Origin of the sequence: Novosphingobium sp. ZW T3_23 (assembly GCF_044987305.1) — a bacterium.
Lineage (GTDB): Bacteria > Pseudomonadota > Alphaproteobacteria > Sphingomonadales > Sphingomonadaceae > Novosphingobium.
Genome location: NZ_JBJDRF010000086.1, coordinates 1 through 15,057, shown reverse-complemented (window position 1 = coordinate 15,057; position 15,057 = coordinate 1). Strand labels below are relative to the sequence as shown.

At 68.2% G+C, this 15,057-nt stretch carries 13 protein-coding genes; 12 read left to right on the top strand and 1 reads right to left on the bottom strand.

Annotated features, from left to right (window positions below):
- From ACI3K3_RS24270 to ppdK, 12 genes are all read left to right on the top strand, one after another.
- Positions 1-1,025 (top strand): chemotaxis protein CheW (locus tag ACI3K3_RS24270; protein ID WP_404918452.1); only part of this gene is annotated, 1,025 nt, incomplete at its 5' end.
- A gap of 38 nt (positions 1,026-1,063) precedes the next feature.
- Complete coding sequence (cheB, locus tag ACI3K3_RS24265; RefSeq protein ID WP_404918454.1) at positions 1,064-2,140, top strand: chemotaxis-specific protein-glutamate methyltransferase CheB; 1,077 nt, start codon at positions 1,064-1,066, stop codon at positions 2,138-2,140.
- Positions 2,137-3,006, top strand: coding sequence for a CheR family methyltransferase (locus ACI3K3_RS24260; protein ID WP_404918450.1), 870 nt, complete (start codon positions 2,137-2,139; stop codon positions 3,004-3,006). The genes cheB and ACI3K3_RS24260 overlap by 4 nt, the downstream gene beginning before the upstream one ends.
- The gene (locus ACI3K3_RS24255) at positions 3,003-5,039 is read left to right on the top strand and encodes a chemotaxis protein CheA (protein ID WP_404918448.1); all 2,037 of its coding nucleotides are present in this window, start codon (positions 3,003-3,005) and stop codon (positions 5,037-5,039) included. Before ACI3K3_RS24260 ends, ACI3K3_RS24255 begins: the two co-directional genes overlap by 4 nt.
- Positions 5,036-5,281 (top strand): hypothetical protein, encoded by a 246-nt coding sequence (locus ACI3K3_RS24250; RefSeq protein ID WP_404918446.1) that lies wholly within the window; start codon positions 5,036-5,038, stop codon positions 5,279-5,281. Before ACI3K3_RS24255 ends, ACI3K3_RS24250 begins: the two co-directional genes overlap by 4 nt.
- Before the next feature lie 82 nt (positions 5,282-5,363).
- Positions 5,364-5,747: a response regulator gene (locus ACI3K3_RS24245; protein WP_313436241.1), complete on the top strand. Its 384-nt coding sequence runs from the start codon at positions 5,364-5,366 to the stop codon at positions 5,745-5,747.
- A complete protein-coding gene (locus ACI3K3_RS24240) occupies positions 5,744-6,388 on the top strand; it encodes a chemotaxis protein CheX (protein WP_404918444.1) in 645 nt (214 codons plus the stop codon). Before ACI3K3_RS24245 ends, ACI3K3_RS24240 begins: the two co-directional genes overlap by 4 nt.
- A gap of 94 nt (positions 6,389-6,482) precedes the next feature.
- Positions 6,483-8,435, top strand: a complete 1,953-nt coding sequence (locus ACI3K3_RS24235) for an ATP-binding protein (RefSeq protein ID WP_404918442.1) — start codon at positions 6,483-6,485, stop codon at positions 8,433-8,435.
- Positions 8,436-8,510: 75 nt separating this feature from the next.
- Complete coding sequence (locus ACI3K3_RS24230) at positions 8,511-8,972, top strand: pyridoxamine 5'-phosphate oxidase family protein (protein ID WP_404918440.1); 462 nt, start codon at positions 8,511-8,513, stop codon at positions 8,970-8,972.
- Positions 8,973-9,000: 28 nt separating this feature from the next.
- Complete coding sequence (locus tag ACI3K3_RS24225) at positions 9,001-9,558, top strand: transcriptional regulator (protein ID WP_404918438.1); 558 nt, start codon at positions 9,001-9,003, stop codon at positions 9,556-9,558.
- 191 nt (positions 9,559-9,749) lie between these two features.
- Entirely contained in the window at positions 9,750-11,042 is a 1,293-nt protein-coding gene (locus ACI3K3_RS24220; RefSeq protein WP_404918436.1) for an MFS transporter, read from the top strand.
- Between the two features lie 253 nt (positions 11,043-11,295).
- A complete protein-coding gene (gene ppdK, locus ACI3K3_RS24215; RefSeq protein ID WP_404918434.1) occupies positions 11,296-13,974 on the top strand; it encodes a pyruvate, phosphate dikinase in 2,679 nt (892 codons plus the stop codon).
- 108 nt (positions 13,975-14,082) lie between these two features.
- On the opposite strand, the gene ACI3K3_RS24210 is transcribed toward ppdK, so the two are convergent.
- Entirely contained in the window at positions 14,083-14,982 is a 900-nt protein-coding gene (locus ACI3K3_RS24210; protein ID WP_404918432.1) for a LysR family transcriptional regulator, read from the bottom strand.
- Positions 14,983-15,057: the final 75 nt, after the last annotated feature.

Below are 15,057 nucleotides of genomic sequence, written 5' to 3'. Positions count from 1 at the left end.
GCGTCCAGGAGGCGGTGCGCGACGACCGGGTGGCGCTCCTTACGATGGAGCTTGCAGGACAGCGGTTCGCTCTGCCCGCCGATGAGGTGGAGGCCGTGCTGAAGCGCCCGGCGGATCAGGCGGCGGTTCCCGGTGCCCGAGGGGCGGCACTGGGCGCGATCGAGTACCGCGACAACCTGCTGCCCTTGTTCTCGCTGGCGGCATTGCTCGGCTTCGAAGAGCGGCAGAAGGACGCGGGCCGGAAGGGGGACCAGCAGATCGTCGTCGTGCCGATCGGCGGCGGCAAGGTCGGTCTGGTGGTGGACCGGGTCTGCAATGTCCTCCAGGTCGCGCCGGATCGGCTGGAACCCGTGCCGGGCGTGCTCCTGCGCAAGGAAGCGGAAGCGACGATCCGGGCGATCTGCCGCCCCGGTGGCGGCGAGCGGCTGATTTCCGTGCTCGATGCCGACCATCTGCTCGATGCGGAGACCACCACGGCGCTGCGGACACTCGCCCCGGCTCGATCCCTCTCCGAGGGCGAAATGCAAGCGGGAGAGCGGCAGTCCTGGCTGGCGTTTCGTGCCGGGGAACACCGTCTGGCGATGCCGCTGGGGGCCGTGGACGGGGTGGCGCGGGTGCCGGCGCTTGCGGCGGTTCCCGATGCCCCCGAATGGCTGGCCGGGCTTGCCAGTCTGCACGGCGCCGCCGTGCCGGTGATCGACCTTTCCCTGCGCCTCGGGAGCCGTGCCGACGGTGCCGGTGCGAAGGACCGGCGCCTGGTGCTCGCCCGCCATGGCGGCGATCCTGCGGGGCTGCTGGTGGACCGGATCGATGGTCTGATGGACCTTCCGCCCCATGCGATCGAGCGTCCCGACGCGGGCGGCGCGGCGGACGCGACGTTCGAGGGCTACGCCCGCCTGACCGACGAAGCGGAAGGGGAAAGGGCGGAAGGGGAAAGGATCGCGCTGCTGGTATCGCCGTGGACGCTGATCGATGCGGCCTCGCGCGCTTTGCTGGCCCGCGCGGAACAGGCGGCGCGACCGTGAAGAAGATCAGGCTGCTCATCGTCGACGATTCGGCGCTGATGCGCAAACTGCTGTCCCAGTTGTTCGGAGAGGACGGGGGCTTCGAGGTCGCCGTGGCGCGCGACGGGAACGAGGCGCTGGCGATGCTGGCCTCCTTCGCGCCCGACGTGGTGACGATGGACATCCACATGCCGGAGATGGACGGGCTGGCCTGCCTCGACCGGATCATGGTGCAGCGGCCCTGCCCGGTGGTCATGGTCTCCGCGCTGACGCAGGAGGGCGCGGACGAGACGCTGGAGGCGCTCTCGCTGGGCGCGGTGGATTTCGTGGCGAAACCCGAAGGCCCGATCTCGCTGGAACTGGACCGGATCGCCGATCCGCTGGTGGAGAAGGTCCGCGCCGCCGCCTCCGCCCGCCTGCCGCGCGTGATGCGACTGGCGGAGCGGGTGAGGGCGCGGGCGGGGACCGAGAGCCGGACCATGCGAAAAGCGGCGGTGACGGCGCCTCGGGCGCAGGGCTCAAAGACGCAGGACATAGCGGCCGTGTTGGTGGGCTCTTCCACCGGCGGACCGCCTGCTCTCGATGCCCTGCTGCAACCGCTCCCCGCAGACTTCCCCTGGCCGATCGTGATTGCCCAGCACATGCCGGCCAGCTTTACCGGGCCGCTCGCGCGCCGGCTGGACCGGCAATGCGCGATATCGGTCGAGGAGGTGACCGGCGCGGCGGCGCTGCGGCCGGGGTGCGTCTATCTCGGCCGGGGCGATGCCGATGTCATCCTCTCGCGGCGCCGCGGCGAGCCGGTGGTGCTGGCCGCGCCCGCCCGCCCCGAACTGCACTGGCATCCCAGCACCGATCGTCTCGTGGACTCGGCCTGCGAAGTGCTGGGGGCCGGTGCGCTGGTGGGCGTGCTGCTGACGGGCATGGGCAACGACGGCGCGCAGGCCATGGCGCGGATGCGGCGGGAAGGCGGCCGAACGATTGCGCAGGATGCCGAAAGTGCGGTGGTTTGGGGCATGCCGGGGGCTCTGGTGGCGCTGGGCGGAGCGGACCTGGTGCTGCCCGTGGACCGGATCGCCGGGCAACTGATGGACTGGGCGGGTGTCGAGCCGCGCGGCACGATGGAGGAACGGGCATGACCGGGGGGAGCATGACCGGGGGCGTGACGGGCGCCGACCTGACCCCCGCGTCGGGGCTGGACGCGAACGACATCGTCCGGGTCAGCGAACTGCTGCGCGGCTGGACCGGCATGACCTTCGGCCCCAACAAGACCTATTACATCGAGCGGCGCCTGGCCGAGCGGATGCGCCGCACCGGCGCGGCCGATACGCGGGCCTACTTCACGCGGCTGCTCAGCGACGAGGAAGAGCGCCAGAATCTCATCAACGCGATGACCATCAACGAGACGTACTTCTTTCGCGAGGATCACCAGTTCGCCGCGCTGGCCAATGCCATCCTGCCGGACCTGGCGCGGACCCGCATTCCCGGCGATCGCATCCGTATCTGGTCGATGCCCTGCGCCACCGGGGAGGAGGCCTATTCCATCGCCATCTGGCTGCTGGAATTCTGGCCGCTGGTGGATGCCTACAACATCGAGATCGTCGGCTCGGACATAGACACCGCCGCGCTGGCTGCGGCCCGACGCGGCGATTATGGCGAACGGGCGGTGGCCCGGATGCCCGAGCCGCTGCGCTCGGCCTATTTCGAGAGGGCCGGAGCGCACTATCGGCTGATCGCGGACTTGCGCGAATCTGTAAGCTTCGCCCCCGCCAACCTGATCGACGCCCGCTCGATGGCGGCGCAGGGCGAATTCGACGTGATCCTGTGCCGCAACCTGCTCATCTACTTCGACGAGGCCGGCCGGCAGACGGCGGCGAACAACCTGCACCGGGCGCTTCGTCCCGGCGGCTATCTGTGCCTGGGCCACAGCGAATCGATGACCCGGATCGACGAGCGCTTCAATCTCGTTCGCCTTGACGACGCTATCGTCTATCGTCGCCCATGATGGACGAATTGCTCGAACAGTTCCTGATCGAAGGGCGCGATCTGGTGGCGCAGGCGCAAGGCGATCTGGCGGCGCTGGCGCGGCAGCCGGAGCGGCGCGACGTGCTGGACAGCCTGTTTCGCGCCGTCCACACGCTCAAGGGCTCCGTCGCCCTGTTCGACATGGCCCCGGCCGAGGGTCTGCTGCACCGGGCCGAGACCCGCCTGGACCATGCCCGCCGAAACCATGCTCAGGGGGGAGACGCGCCGCTGTCCGTGCCCGATCTCACCGCGCTGGTGGCGGTGATCGACCAGGTGGACCGCTGGATCGACCTGCTCGAACGCGACGGCAGCCTTCCCGCCGATGCCGAAGCTTGCGCCGCCGGTCTGGGCATTGGGCTCAATGGGGCGCTCGATGGGCCGGACGAGGGCGCCGTGTCGGTTCGGGAGCCTGGGCCGGATGCCCCTGAGCCTCCCCGGCGCGATGCGGCAGAGCATATTCCGGCGTGGCTGGAGGCGACGATGGCGCAGGCGCCGTCCTTCGGGCAGGCCGCCACTGCCTTCCGCTATGTGCCCGATGCCGATTGCTTTTTCCGGGGCGAGGACCCGCTGGCCGTCGCCCGCGCCGTGCCAGATTTGCTGGCGCTGGACCTGTCGTTTCCTCCCGACGCGCCGGGTATCGACGACTTCGAACCGTTTCGCTGCGTCCTGCGGATCGTCGGCCTTTCCGCCGCGCCGCAGGATCGGGTGCGCGCCGCCTTCCGCATGATGCCGAACCAGGTGGAGGTGGTCGCCCTGGGCGCGCCCGAACGGGAAGACAAAAATCCGGCAGGCGACGTCGGGGACGTGCCGATGGAGCCCGGGGAGAGCGGCGGCATGTTGCGCGTCTCGGCCACCCGGCTGGACGTGCTTGCGGACGAGGTGGGCCAGATGGCCGTCGCTCTCAATGCGCTGGAGGCGGCGGTGGAGCGCGCGGCGACGAGCGATCGCGTGCTGGCGGCCGAGCTGCGCCGGGTGCAGGGTGCTCTGGCCGGTTCTCTGAACAGGCTGTCGTCCACCGTGGCCGAAGTCCGCCGTGTGCCGCTTCAGCCCGTGCTGCGGCGACTGCCGCGTCTCGCCCGCGACCTTGCGGCATCGCTGGGCAAGGACGTGCGCTTCGTGCTCTCGGGCGAGGGCGTGGAAGTGGACAAGCAGGTGGCGGACGCCATCTTCGAGCCGCTGCTCCACCTCGTGCGCAATGCCGTGGACCATGGGATCGAGACGGCCGACGCGCGCGTGGGAGCGGGCAAGCCCGCTTCGGGCACGATCAGCCTGTCGTTCCGGCGCAGCGGGGATCATCTCGCGGTGAAAGTGAGTGACGACGGCAAGGGCATCGAGCCGGTTGCGATCCGGCGCGCCGCCGTGGGAAAGGGGCTGATCGGCACCAAGGAGGCCGCCGCGCTGACCGACCGCCAGGCGCTGCGGCTGATTTTTGCGCCGGGCTTCTCCACGTCCCGTTCGGTTACGGGCGTATCGGGCCGGGGCGTGGGCATGGACGCGGTGCAGCGCGCGGTGGAGCGGTTGCAGGGCTCCATCGAGATCGAGAGCGCGCCGGGCCGGGGCACCGATATCGCCATCCGGCTGCCGCTGAACGCGATCCTGACGCGCCTCGTCACGGTGCGCGTGGGGGACGAGCGATACGGGCTGCGGATGGACCAGATCCACGAGACGCTGCGGGTGGACGCTGCCGCGATCGAGGAACTGGGCCATGGCCGCGCCTGCGTGATCCGCGATCGCACGGTGCCGGTGCTGTCGCTGGCGGCGCTGCTGGGCCACGCGGAGGGGCTGGAGCAGGTCCGGGCCGGGAATGCAGAGGCCGATTGGGCCCGGCTGGTGGTGACGGGGGCCTCGGGCGAGCGGATCGCGCTGCGCGTCGATGCCGTGGGCGAGCGCATCGATGCCGCCGTGCGAGAGCGCTCGGGCTTGCTGGCCGCCATGCCGGCGATCGGCGGCACGACGCTGGACGCCGACGGCGGCGTGCTGCTGGTGCTCGATCTGCCGGAGCTGCTGTCATGAGCGTGATCGTGGAAAACGGCACGATCCGGCTGGTCGGCGCCTGCCCGGTCGAGGATGCGGAACCGCTGCTGGCCGCCTTGCAGGACGATCCCCTGCGCAAGGTCGATGTCTCTGCCATGACGGCCGCGCATTCCGCGGTGATCCAGCTGCTGGCGCTGTTCGCCCGCGAAATCGAGGGGGCATTCGCCGATCCTCTGCTTGATGGCGTGTCGGCGCTGGCGAAGCGACTTCAACCCCGATAACAAAAGTTATACCTGTGTGGCTTGCGTCGCCCTATAGATCGGCCGACAGCCTTCGGGAACGCCAAAGAACAGGAGCATTTGCGTGTCGGTTACCGTGATGATCGTGGATGACAGCAAGCTCGCGCGGATCGTTGCATCCAAGGCCCTGGCGCAGCTTCAGCCGGAATGGAGCAAGGTGGAAGCAGGCAGCGCCGCAGAGGCGCTGGACGTTATCGGCCAGGAAGCCGTGGACGTCTCGCTGATCGATTTCAACATGAGCGAGAAGGACGGCCTGGAACTTGCGGCCGAGTTGCGCGCTATGCGCCCCGAGATGCCGATCGCGATCATAACCGCCAATATCCAGGACGAGATCATCGCCCGCGCCCGCGAAGTGGGGGCGGCGTTCATCGCCAAGCCGGTCACCAGCGAGGGACTTTCGGGCTTCCTGTCCGGAGCCGCGCTCAAGCTGCGAACGGCCGGGGCATGATACCGGAGCAGGTTGCTCTTACCGAACTCGAACGCGATGCGCTGACGGAAATCGTCAACATCGGCGTCAGTCGCGCCGCGTCCAGCCTGCGCAAGATGATCGGCGAGCAGGTGCTGCTGTCGGTTCCCTCGATCGAAGTGGTGAGCCACCGTCGCGCCGCCCGCCTCATCAGCGAGCGGGAAGTGGCCGATCTCATCGCCGTGCGGCAGGATTTTACGGGGCCCTTTTCCGGCCGGGCGCTGCTGATCTTCCCGGAAACCAACAGTCTCGAACTGGTGCGCGCCGTGACCGGCGGTGAGCTGAGCGTCGAGGAAGTGCTGGAGATGGAGCAGGAGGCACTGGCCGAAACCGGCAACGTGATCCTGAATTCCTGCCTGGCGACGATGGCGAACATGCTCAAGCGTTCGCTGACGATGACCATCCCCGAAGTGCTGCGCGGCAACGGGGCCACCCTGTTCGAAGTGGATGAGGCTGGGGATGGGGCCGAGGAAGGCCTGGTGCTGTTCCTCTACATCGATTTCGCGGTGCGCATGCGCGACATTCGCGGCTATATCGCCATGCTGATGGACATTCCCTCGCTGGCGACGCTCAAGGAACTGCTGGACGAATTCATCGCCTCCGTCGTGGGCGATGATGCCTGAAACGGGGGCCGGGGCAGGACCAGACTTTGGGCCAGACTTTGGGCCAGAAGCTGGCCCTGCAGGAAGCGCGCTGAACCACGAGCAGTTGCGGGCCGTGCTGGCCGCCGCCGGGGCCAGCGGATCGTGGGACTGGGAGATCGCGGCGGACCGGCTCTTCCTGGACGCCAGCTTCGCGGAGCTTTACGGGCTGCCTTCGGAAGGCCTGTCCCGGGGCTTTCCCACCGCCACGTTCTTCAAGGCCATCCATCCCGAGGATCGCGCGCGCATCCGCATCGCGGTGGCCGGGATGCTGGCCGGGGCATCGCTGTTCTCCAAGGAGTTCCGCGTCGTCACCGCCACCGGCAAAGTGCTGTGGATGCACGGCCGGGGGCAGTGCCACCTCGATGCCGACGACGAGCCCGTGCGCTTCACCGGCCTGCTGGTCGACGTAACCGAACGCAAGCGCACCGAGGAACGCCTGCGCATCGCCCAGAGCGCGGGCGGGGTGGGGACGTTCGAATATAGCGACGGTTTCGCCACCGTTTCCGTCTCCACCGAATTCTGCAAGCTGCTGGGCCTCCACCCGGCGGACCGCCTGCCGGTGCGGACGATCAATTCCGTCGTGAGCGAAGGTGCGCTGTCGCTGATCCCTGAAGGCGTGCAGACGGCGCTGCCGGATACGCTTTCCGGCGAGTTCCTCATTCGCCGGGGCGAAGACGGCGAACCGCGCTGGATCGCGCGGCGCGGCGAAGTGCAGCGCGAGGCGGACGGCAAGGGCTATCGCCTGCTTGGCGTCATCTACGACGTGACCCTGGCCAAGCAGCAGGAAGCCGCGTTGCGGGAACTGGCCGAAACCCTGGAGCAGCGCGTCGCCGCCGAAGTGGCCGAGCGGCGCCATGCCGAGGACGTGCTGCGCCAGGCGCAGAAGATGGAAGCGGTCGGCCAGCTGACCGGCGGCATCGCGCACGATTTCAACAACTTGCTGACCATCATCATCGGCAGCATCGACATGGCATCGCGCCGCGCGGCGCCTTCGGCCGATCCGCGCATGCGGCGCTCGCTGGAGCAGGCCATGAAAGGCGCCGAGCGCGCTGCCGCGCTGACGCACCGGCTGCTCGCCTTCTCGCGCCGGCAGCCGCTTGACCCGCGTGCGGTCAACGTGCGCGACCTGCTGGAAGGCATGTCCGATCTGCTTTTGCGCACGATCACGGAAGCGATCTCGGTGACCATCGATACGGCCGGAGAGGCCGTCGATGGAAGCGAAAGCGGCCTGTGGATGGTCGAGGCCGATCCGCACCAGCTTGAGAATGCGATCCTGAATCTGGCGGTCAATGCCCGCGACGCCATGGCCGAGGGCGGATCGCTGCGGATCACCGCGCGAAACGAGACCCATTCCGGCCAGGATGGAGAGATGCCGGCGGGAGACTACGTCGCCATCGAGGTGGCCGACGACGGTATCGGCATGGACGAGGCGACGCTGGCGAAAGTGTTCGATCCCTTCTTCACCACCAAGGACGTGGGCAAGGGCACCGGGCTGGGCCTGTCGATGGTCTACGGTTTCGCCAAGCAATCCGGCGGCGGCATCGACATCGCCTCCCGCCCCGGCGAGGGGACGCGCGTGGTGCTGCACCTGCCGCGCTGCCATGGCGGGGCGGTGGAGGATCACGGCTACCACCAGGATCACGCCGAATCCGGCCGGGCCTCCGAGACGATCCTGCTGGTCGAGGACGACGAGGACGTGCGCCGTTACGCGGTGGGCGCGCTCTGCGATCTGGGCTACCGCGTGCTGGAAGCGGCGAACGGCTCCGATGCGCTGGACCTGTTGCGACGCGGCGAGGCGCGCATCGACCTGCTGGTCAGCGATGTGGTGATGCCGCGCATGTCCGGCAGCGAACTCGCCCAGCGCGCGCGAGAGATCGTGCCGGGGCTCGCGGTGCTCTACATCTCGGGCTATCCGCACGATGCGATCATGCATGAAGGGCGGCTGGGCGAAGGCGTCGAACTGCTGTCCAAGCCTTTCACGATGCAGGCGCTGGCGGCAAAAGTGCGGGAATCGCTGGACCGCTGAGCCGCTCGTACCGGGCATGCGGGAGCATCCGGGCCGGTCGCGGGTTACATGCGGGACACTCCTGGGAGAAACGCGATGACCCGCAAGACGCTTGCCGACCTTGCCGAAAAGATGAAGGACATAGACTTCACGATGCTCTCCACCCACGGCCCCGGCGGCACGATCGCCGCGCGGCCGATGAGCAACAACCGCGAGGTGGACTACGACGGCGATTCCTGGTTCTTCACCACCGAGGACACCGCCATGGTCACGGAGATCGCCAACGATCCCCGCGTCGGCCTGAGCTTTCAGGGCAAGGCCGGGATCCTGGGGATGCGCCCCTTCTTCATCGCCGTGGAAGGCAAGGCCGAACTGATCCGCGACAAGGGGCAGTTCGCGGAGCACTGGACCAAAGGGCTCGACCGCTGGTTCGAACAGGGCGTGGATACGCCCGGCCTCGTCCTGATCCGCGTCGGCGCGGAGCAGGCGCACTATTGGGACGGCGAGGATGAAGGCGAAGTCATCGTCGATCGCGGATCCTATGTCGGCGGCCCATGATCCGTCTCCTTGTTATGCGCGCTGAGGCATGAAGGTCTTTCTGGATTTCGAGGCCTCGTCCCTGGCGAAGTGCAGCTACCCCATCGAGGTCGCCTGGGTCTTCGAGGATGGGCGCGGCGAAAGCCACCTGATCCGCCCGGCGCCCGGTTGGACCGACTGGGACGCCGAAGCCGAGGCGATCCACGGCATCTCCCTCGCGCAACTGCAGCGCGAGGGAGAACTGCACGATGCGGTGGCCGCAAGGATGGTGGAGCAGCTTTCGGGGCATGACCTCCACGCCAGCGCGCCGTCCTGGGATGCCAAGTGGCTGAACGCCCTGCTTCGCAGCGTCGGCTTCCCCAAGCACCATCTGCGCCTGCGCAAGACCGGCGAGATGATCGCGCGGGACGTCGCCGCTATCCTTGCGGGGCTGCTGCCGGTGGAGGAGGTTCGGGAGGCGGTAAGGGCGATCCTTTCGGAAACGGATTCGGTGCGCGACGGGCCGCCGGCCCATCGTGCCCTGCCCGATGCCCAGGCCGATCGCCAGCGCTGGCTGGCGGCGATTGCCGAAGCCACCCGTCGCAGCGCCTCGTCGTCCCGGACTTGATCCGGGACCGCTGGCAGTTCTTTAGGCGCGATCTTGCGGACAGGCGCCTCAGCCGAGAAGTGGGCCGTTCACGGCCAGCGGTCCCGGATCAAGTCCGGGACGACGCGAAGCGCCCCCTCGCAGATTTGCCAAGTTCGATCAGCAGGCTATCATCGCCGCATGATCCTCAATACGCGGGCCGGACGATAGCGATGACAGCCGACGCGGATACCGCGCACAGGCCGTTGACCAGACGCTCCATGATCGTGGCGGCCTTCTCGACGATCGTCGAATGGTACGATTTCACGCTCTACCTCTATCTGGCGACGGTGCTGTCGCGGGTGTTCTTCGGCGGCGGCGAGAATGCGCTTTCGGTGACCTTGGGCGGCTTTGCCGTGGCCTACCTGATGCGGCCGCTGGGCGCGGCGGTGTTCGGGCACATAGGCGATCGCCACGGGCGGCGGCGGATGATGCTGGCGTCGATGGCGCTGATGACGGCGGCCATGCTCGCCACGGCGGCGCTGCCCACCCATGCAGCGGTCGGGGCCGCGTCGGGCTGGCTGCTGCTCGCCCTGCGCTGCGTCATGGCCTTCTCGGTGGGCGGCGAATATACCGGGGTGGTTGCCTACCTGATGGAGGGCGCCGACCGGCGGCGGCGCGGCCTCGTCACCTCCTGCGCGGCGGCGGCCAGCGAATTGGGCGGACTGCTGGCGGCGGGCGTATCCGCCGTCGTGGTCCACGCCCTTGCGCCGGACGCGCTGGACGCATGGGGTTGGCGTATCCCCTTCCTGGTCGGCGCGGCGCTGGCCGGCGCGGTCCTGCTGGCCCGCGCGACCCTGGAGGAATCGCCGGAGTTCGAGCGACAGGTGCTGCGCCGCAGCGTTCCGGAACGCCCCTTGCTGCATGTCCTGTCCCGCCATCGACCGGCCATCGCGCGCGGTTTCGCCATTTCCGCGCTGGGCTCTATCACCTACTATGTCGGCATCACTTATGTCCCGGCCTTCGTGACCGAATCCGGCGTCATGGCGGAGAGCCAGGCGCTGTGGCTTTCGACGGCGGCGGCCTTCGTCGTCATCTTCGTCACGCCCTTCGTCGGGGTTCTGTCGGACCGCATCGGGAGGCGTCCGGTCCTGCTGGGAGTCGGGGCGATGTCGATGCTGCTGCCGGCCGCAGCCTTCGCCGGCATGGGCGAGGGATCCTACGGCGCCGCGCTGATCGGCGCCCTGCTGCTGGCCGCGCTGGGCGGGGCGGTCAGCGCCGTCGGCGCCGTGGCCACCGCCGAGCAGTTTCCCGGCGAAGGCCGCCTTACCGGCCTTGCGCTGGGCGCCACGGCTGCGACGGCGGTGTTCGGCGGCCTCGCGCCTTTCGCGGCGCAGCTTCTGGTGAAGGCCACCGGCTGGCCCGCCGTGCCCGGGGTGATGATCGCGGTGGTGGCGGTCTGCGTTTTGCCCGTTTTCGCGCTGATGCCGGAAACCAGGCCCAAGCAGCCGTCATCCCGGACTTGATCCGGGACCGCAGGCCATGACCAGCCCACCTCTAGGCAGGGCGCCCCGCCGTACGCGTGCTCCTAAAGAGCTGCCAGCGGTCCCGGATCAAGTCCGGGACGACATATACGCGCAAGATTTCACGAACCGTGAAATCCGGCTTTGCCATTTATCCATGGAACTTTAGCCCCATCCCGGCCATTTACGTCGCCGCATCGCAGCAAAGTGCCGGATTCGCATCCGGCCTCTGCCTTTAAACGAGAGTGATCCATTCATGACGGCTTTGACTGAAACGCGCTACGTCTACCGCTTCGGTGGCGGCGTCGACGATGGCGGCAAGGGCGACAAGAACCTGCTGGGCGGCAAGGGCGCGAACCTCGACGGCATGGCCGCGATCGGTCTGCCGGTTCCTCCCGGCTTCACCATCACCACCGAGATGTGCACGCGCTACTACAATGACGGCGGCGTCTATCCCGAAAGCGTGAAGGCCGAAGTGGCAGAGGGCATCGCGCATATCCAGCAGGTGACCGGCAAGACTTTCGGCAATGTCGCCGATCCGCTGCTGGTCTCGGTCCGCTCGGGCGCGCGCATCTCGATGCCGGGCATGATGGACACCGTGCTCAATCTCGGCCTGAACGACCAGACCGTAGAGGGCCTCGCCCAGACTTCGGGTGACGAGCGCTTCGCCTGGGACAGCTATCGCCGTTTCATCCAGATGTATTCGGACGTCGTGCTCGAACTCGATCACGGCGCCTTCGAGGAAGCGCTGGACATCGCCAAGGAAGATCGCGGCTACGACCTCGATACCGAGATGACCGCCGCCGACTGGAAGATCCTGGTCGCGGAATACAAGGCCATCGTCGAGAAGCTCTGGAACAAGCCGTTCCCGCAGGACGTGCACGACCAGCTCTGGGGCGCGATCGGCGCCGTGTTCGGTTCCTGGCAGTCGGACCGCGCCAAGGTCTATCGCCGCCTGAACTCCATCCCCGGCGAATGGGGCACGGCCGTCAACGTGCAGGCCATGGTCTTCGGTAACATGGGCGAAACCTCGGCCACCGGCGTTGCCTTCACCCGTGACCCGGCCACCGGCGAGAACGCCTACTACGGCGAATACCTCATCAACGCGCAGGGCGAGGACGTCGTCGCCGGCATCCGCACCCCGCAGTACCTGACCAAGGCGGCCCGCGAGCGCGCCGGTGCCAAGCCGGCCTCGATGGAAGAGGCCATGTCCGAGACTTACGCGGAACTCGCCAGCGTGTTCGAGATCCTCGAAAAGCACTACCGCGACATGCAGGACATCGAATTCACGGTGCAGCAGGGCAAGCTCTGGATGCTCCAGACCCGCTCGGGCAAGCGCACCGCCAAGGCCGCGCTGAAGATCGCCGTCGACATGGCGCGCGAAGGCCTGATCAGCGAGGAGGAAGCCGTCGCCCGCGTCGATCCCGCCGCGCTCGACCAGCTTCTGCACCCGACGCTCGATCCCAAGGCACCGCGCGACGTGCTCACCAAGGGCCTGCCCGCCTCGCCGGGCGCGGCTTCGGGCGCGATCGTGCTTGATGCCGACACGGCGGAAAAGCTGGCCGAACAGGGCAAGGCGGTGATCCTCGTCCGCGTGGAGACCAGCCCTGAGGACATCCACGGCATGCACGCGGCGCGCGGCATTCTCACGGCGCGCGGCGGCATGACCAGCCACGCCGCCGTGGTGGCGCGCGGCATGGGCCGTCCCTGCGTCTCCGGCGCTGGCAGCCTCCAGATCGACAACGTGGCGCGCACCATGCGCATCGACGGCCGCATCCTGAAGGAAGGCGACACCGTCACCATCGACGGCGCCACCGGCGAAGTGATGGCCGGTGAAGTGGCGACCGTGCAGCCGGAACTCGCCGGTGACTTCGGCACGCTGATGGAATGGGCCGACAAGGTCCGCCGTCTCAAGGTTCGCGCCAATGCGGAAACGCCGCTGGATTGCCGCACCGCGCGCGAATTCGGCGCCGAGGGCGTCGGCCTGTGCCGCACCGAGCACATGTTCTTCGACGCTGCCCGCATCACCGCCGTGCGCGAGATGATCCTGGCCGAGGGCGAGGCCGAGCGCCGCACCGCGCTCGCCAAGCTGCTGCCGGAACAGCGTGACGACTTCGCGGAAATCTTCACGGTCATGGCCGGCCTGCCGGTAACGATCCGCCTGCTCGATCCGCCGCTGCACGAATTCCTGCCCCATGCCGAGGCGGAGTTCGAGGACGTGGCCCGCGCCGCCAATGTCAGCGTCGAAACGCTCAAGCGCCGTGCCGGCGAACTGCACGAGGTCAACCCGATGCTCGGCCATCGCGGCTGCCGCCTGGGCGTGACTTACCCGGAAATCTACGAGATGCAGGCCCGCGCGATCTTCGAGGCGGCGCTCATCGTCAAGGACCGTACCGGCGAGGCGCCGATCCCCGAAGTGATGATCCCGCTGGTGGCCACCGCCAAGGAACTGGACCTGATGAAGGCGATCGTCGACCGCGTGGCCGCCGAAGTCTTCAGCGAGCGCGGCGCCACCGTGGACTACCTCGTGGGCACCATGATCGAACTGCCGCGCGCCGCGCTCAAGGCGGGCGAGATCGCGCAGACCGGCGAGTTCTTCTCGTTCGGCACCAACGACCTTACCCAGACCACGATCGGCATCAGCCGCGACGACGCCGGCAAGTTCCTGACGCATTACGTGGACAAGGGCATCTTCGCCCGCGATCCGTTCGTCAGCATCGACGTGGACGGCGTGGGTGAACTGATCGAACTGGCAGCGGAACGCGGCCGCAAGACGCGCCCCGACATCAAGCTGGGCATCTGCGGCGAGCATGGCGGCGATCCGGCCTCGATCGCCTTCTGCGAGAAGATCGGCCTCGATTACGTCTCGGCCTCGCCCTATCGCGTGCCGATCGCGCGTCTGGCGGCGGCCCAGGCGGCGCTGGCCGGGAAGTAAGCGCCTAGTTCACCGTGTCGGGGAGGAGGAGCTACCCGACCGGCTATGCGGATCGCGCGCGAAAGTGTGCGGTCCGCATTTGCTTTTGCGCTGCGGATCAGCCCCCAATCACCGTCCGGCGGAACGCTCCATCAGGAAGTCGATCAACAGCCGGGCCGGGCCGCTCAGGCTGGCGCCGTTGGCGGCCAGCAGCATCTGCCGCTGCGCCCAGGGTTCGTCCAGCTCGACCAGCTTGAGGCCCATCGGCACGATGAAGTTCCGGGCCGCCTCGCTGGGCAACACGCCGATCCCGAAGCCCGCCTGGATCATCCGGCAGACCGCGTCGTAACTGTCCACGGCGGCGCGCAGGCGCAGGGGCCAGCCCTGTTCGTCGGCGGCGCGGGCGAGCAGGCGGGTATTGGCGGTGTCATAACCCATCTGCACGAATTCGTGCTCGGCCAGATCGTGGAACCGCACCGAATGCGTGCCGAACAGCAAGTGCGGCGGCGCGACCACGGCCAAACGGTCGCAGCGGTATTTCCAGGTTTCGAGCCCGAGCTGACCGGGCTCCTCCATGATCACGCCGACTTGTCCCTCGCCCGCGCGCAGGCGGCTGACGATCTCGGCTGAGTAGACTTCCTGGATGTTGAGGCGGATCTTGTCGTTGGCGTGGCCGAACGCCGCGAGGTCGGCGGGCAGGAACTGTGTGATTGCCGAGGTGCAGGCGAGGATGTCCACGCTGCCCTTCAGGCCGTTCGCGTAATCGGAGAGGTCCGAGGCGGCCAGCCCCACTTCGCGCAGGATGCGGATGGCATGGGCCAGCAGCGCATCGCCCGCAGCCGTCGGCGTCACCCCTCGCCCGTTGCGCACCAGCAGCTGCACGCCGAGATCCTGCTCCATCTGCGTCAGGCGGCGGCTGATCGCGCCGATCGCAAGGTTCGCCTCGTCCGCCGCGCGCGAAAGGCTGCCGAGTTCCGCAACCCGGACGAAGAGTTGCAGGGTCGTCAGGTTCAGCATCGGCAGTCGCATGTCTGGGCCATGCGTCGGCTATAGGCGGCAATAGTGCCTGCGGCTAGGCGAGCGCTACGCCCCGCCGAAATACCG

Bases quoted from the DNA above. Each gene is read 5' to 3' on its own strand.
- cheB (WP_404918454.1), top strand. From the start codon at position 1,064: ATGCGCAAACTGCTGTCCCAGTTGTTCGGAGAGGACGGGGGCTTCGAG.
- ACI3K3_RS24260 (WP_404918450.1), top strand. From the start codon at position 2,137: ATGACCGGGGGGAGCATGACCGGGGGCGTGACGGGCGCCGACCTGACC.
- ACI3K3_RS24255 (WP_404918448.1), top strand. From the start codon at position 3,003: ATGATGGACGAATTGCTCGAACAGTTCCTGATCGAAGGGCGCGATCTG.
- ACI3K3_RS24250 (WP_404918446.1), top strand. From the start codon at position 5,036: ATGAGCGTGATCGTGGAAAACGGCACGATCCGGCTGGTCGGCGCCTGC.
- ACI3K3_RS24240 (WP_404918444.1), top strand. From the start codon at position 5,744: ATGATACCGGAGCAGGTTGCTCTTACCGAACTCGAACGCGATGCGCTG.
- ACI3K3_RS24230 (WP_404918440.1), top strand. From the start codon at position 8,511: ATGACCCGCAAGACGCTTGCCGACCTTGCCGAAAAGATGAAGGACATA.
- ACI3K3_RS24225 (WP_404918438.1), top strand. From the start codon at position 9,001: ATGAAGGTCTTTCTGGATTTCGAGGCCTCGTCCCTGGCGAAGTGCAGC.
- ACI3K3_RS24220 (WP_404918436.1), top strand. From the start codon at position 9,750: ATGACAGCCGACGCGGATACCGCGCACAGGCCGTTGACCAGACGCTCC.
- ppdK (WP_404918434.1), top strand. From the start codon at position 11,296: ATGACGGCTTTGACTGAAACGCGCTACGTCTACCGCTTCGGTGGCGGC.
- ACI3K3_RS24210 (WP_404918432.1), bottom strand. From the start codon at position 14,982: ATGCGACTGCCGATGCTGAACCTGACGACCCTGCAACTCTTCGTCCGG.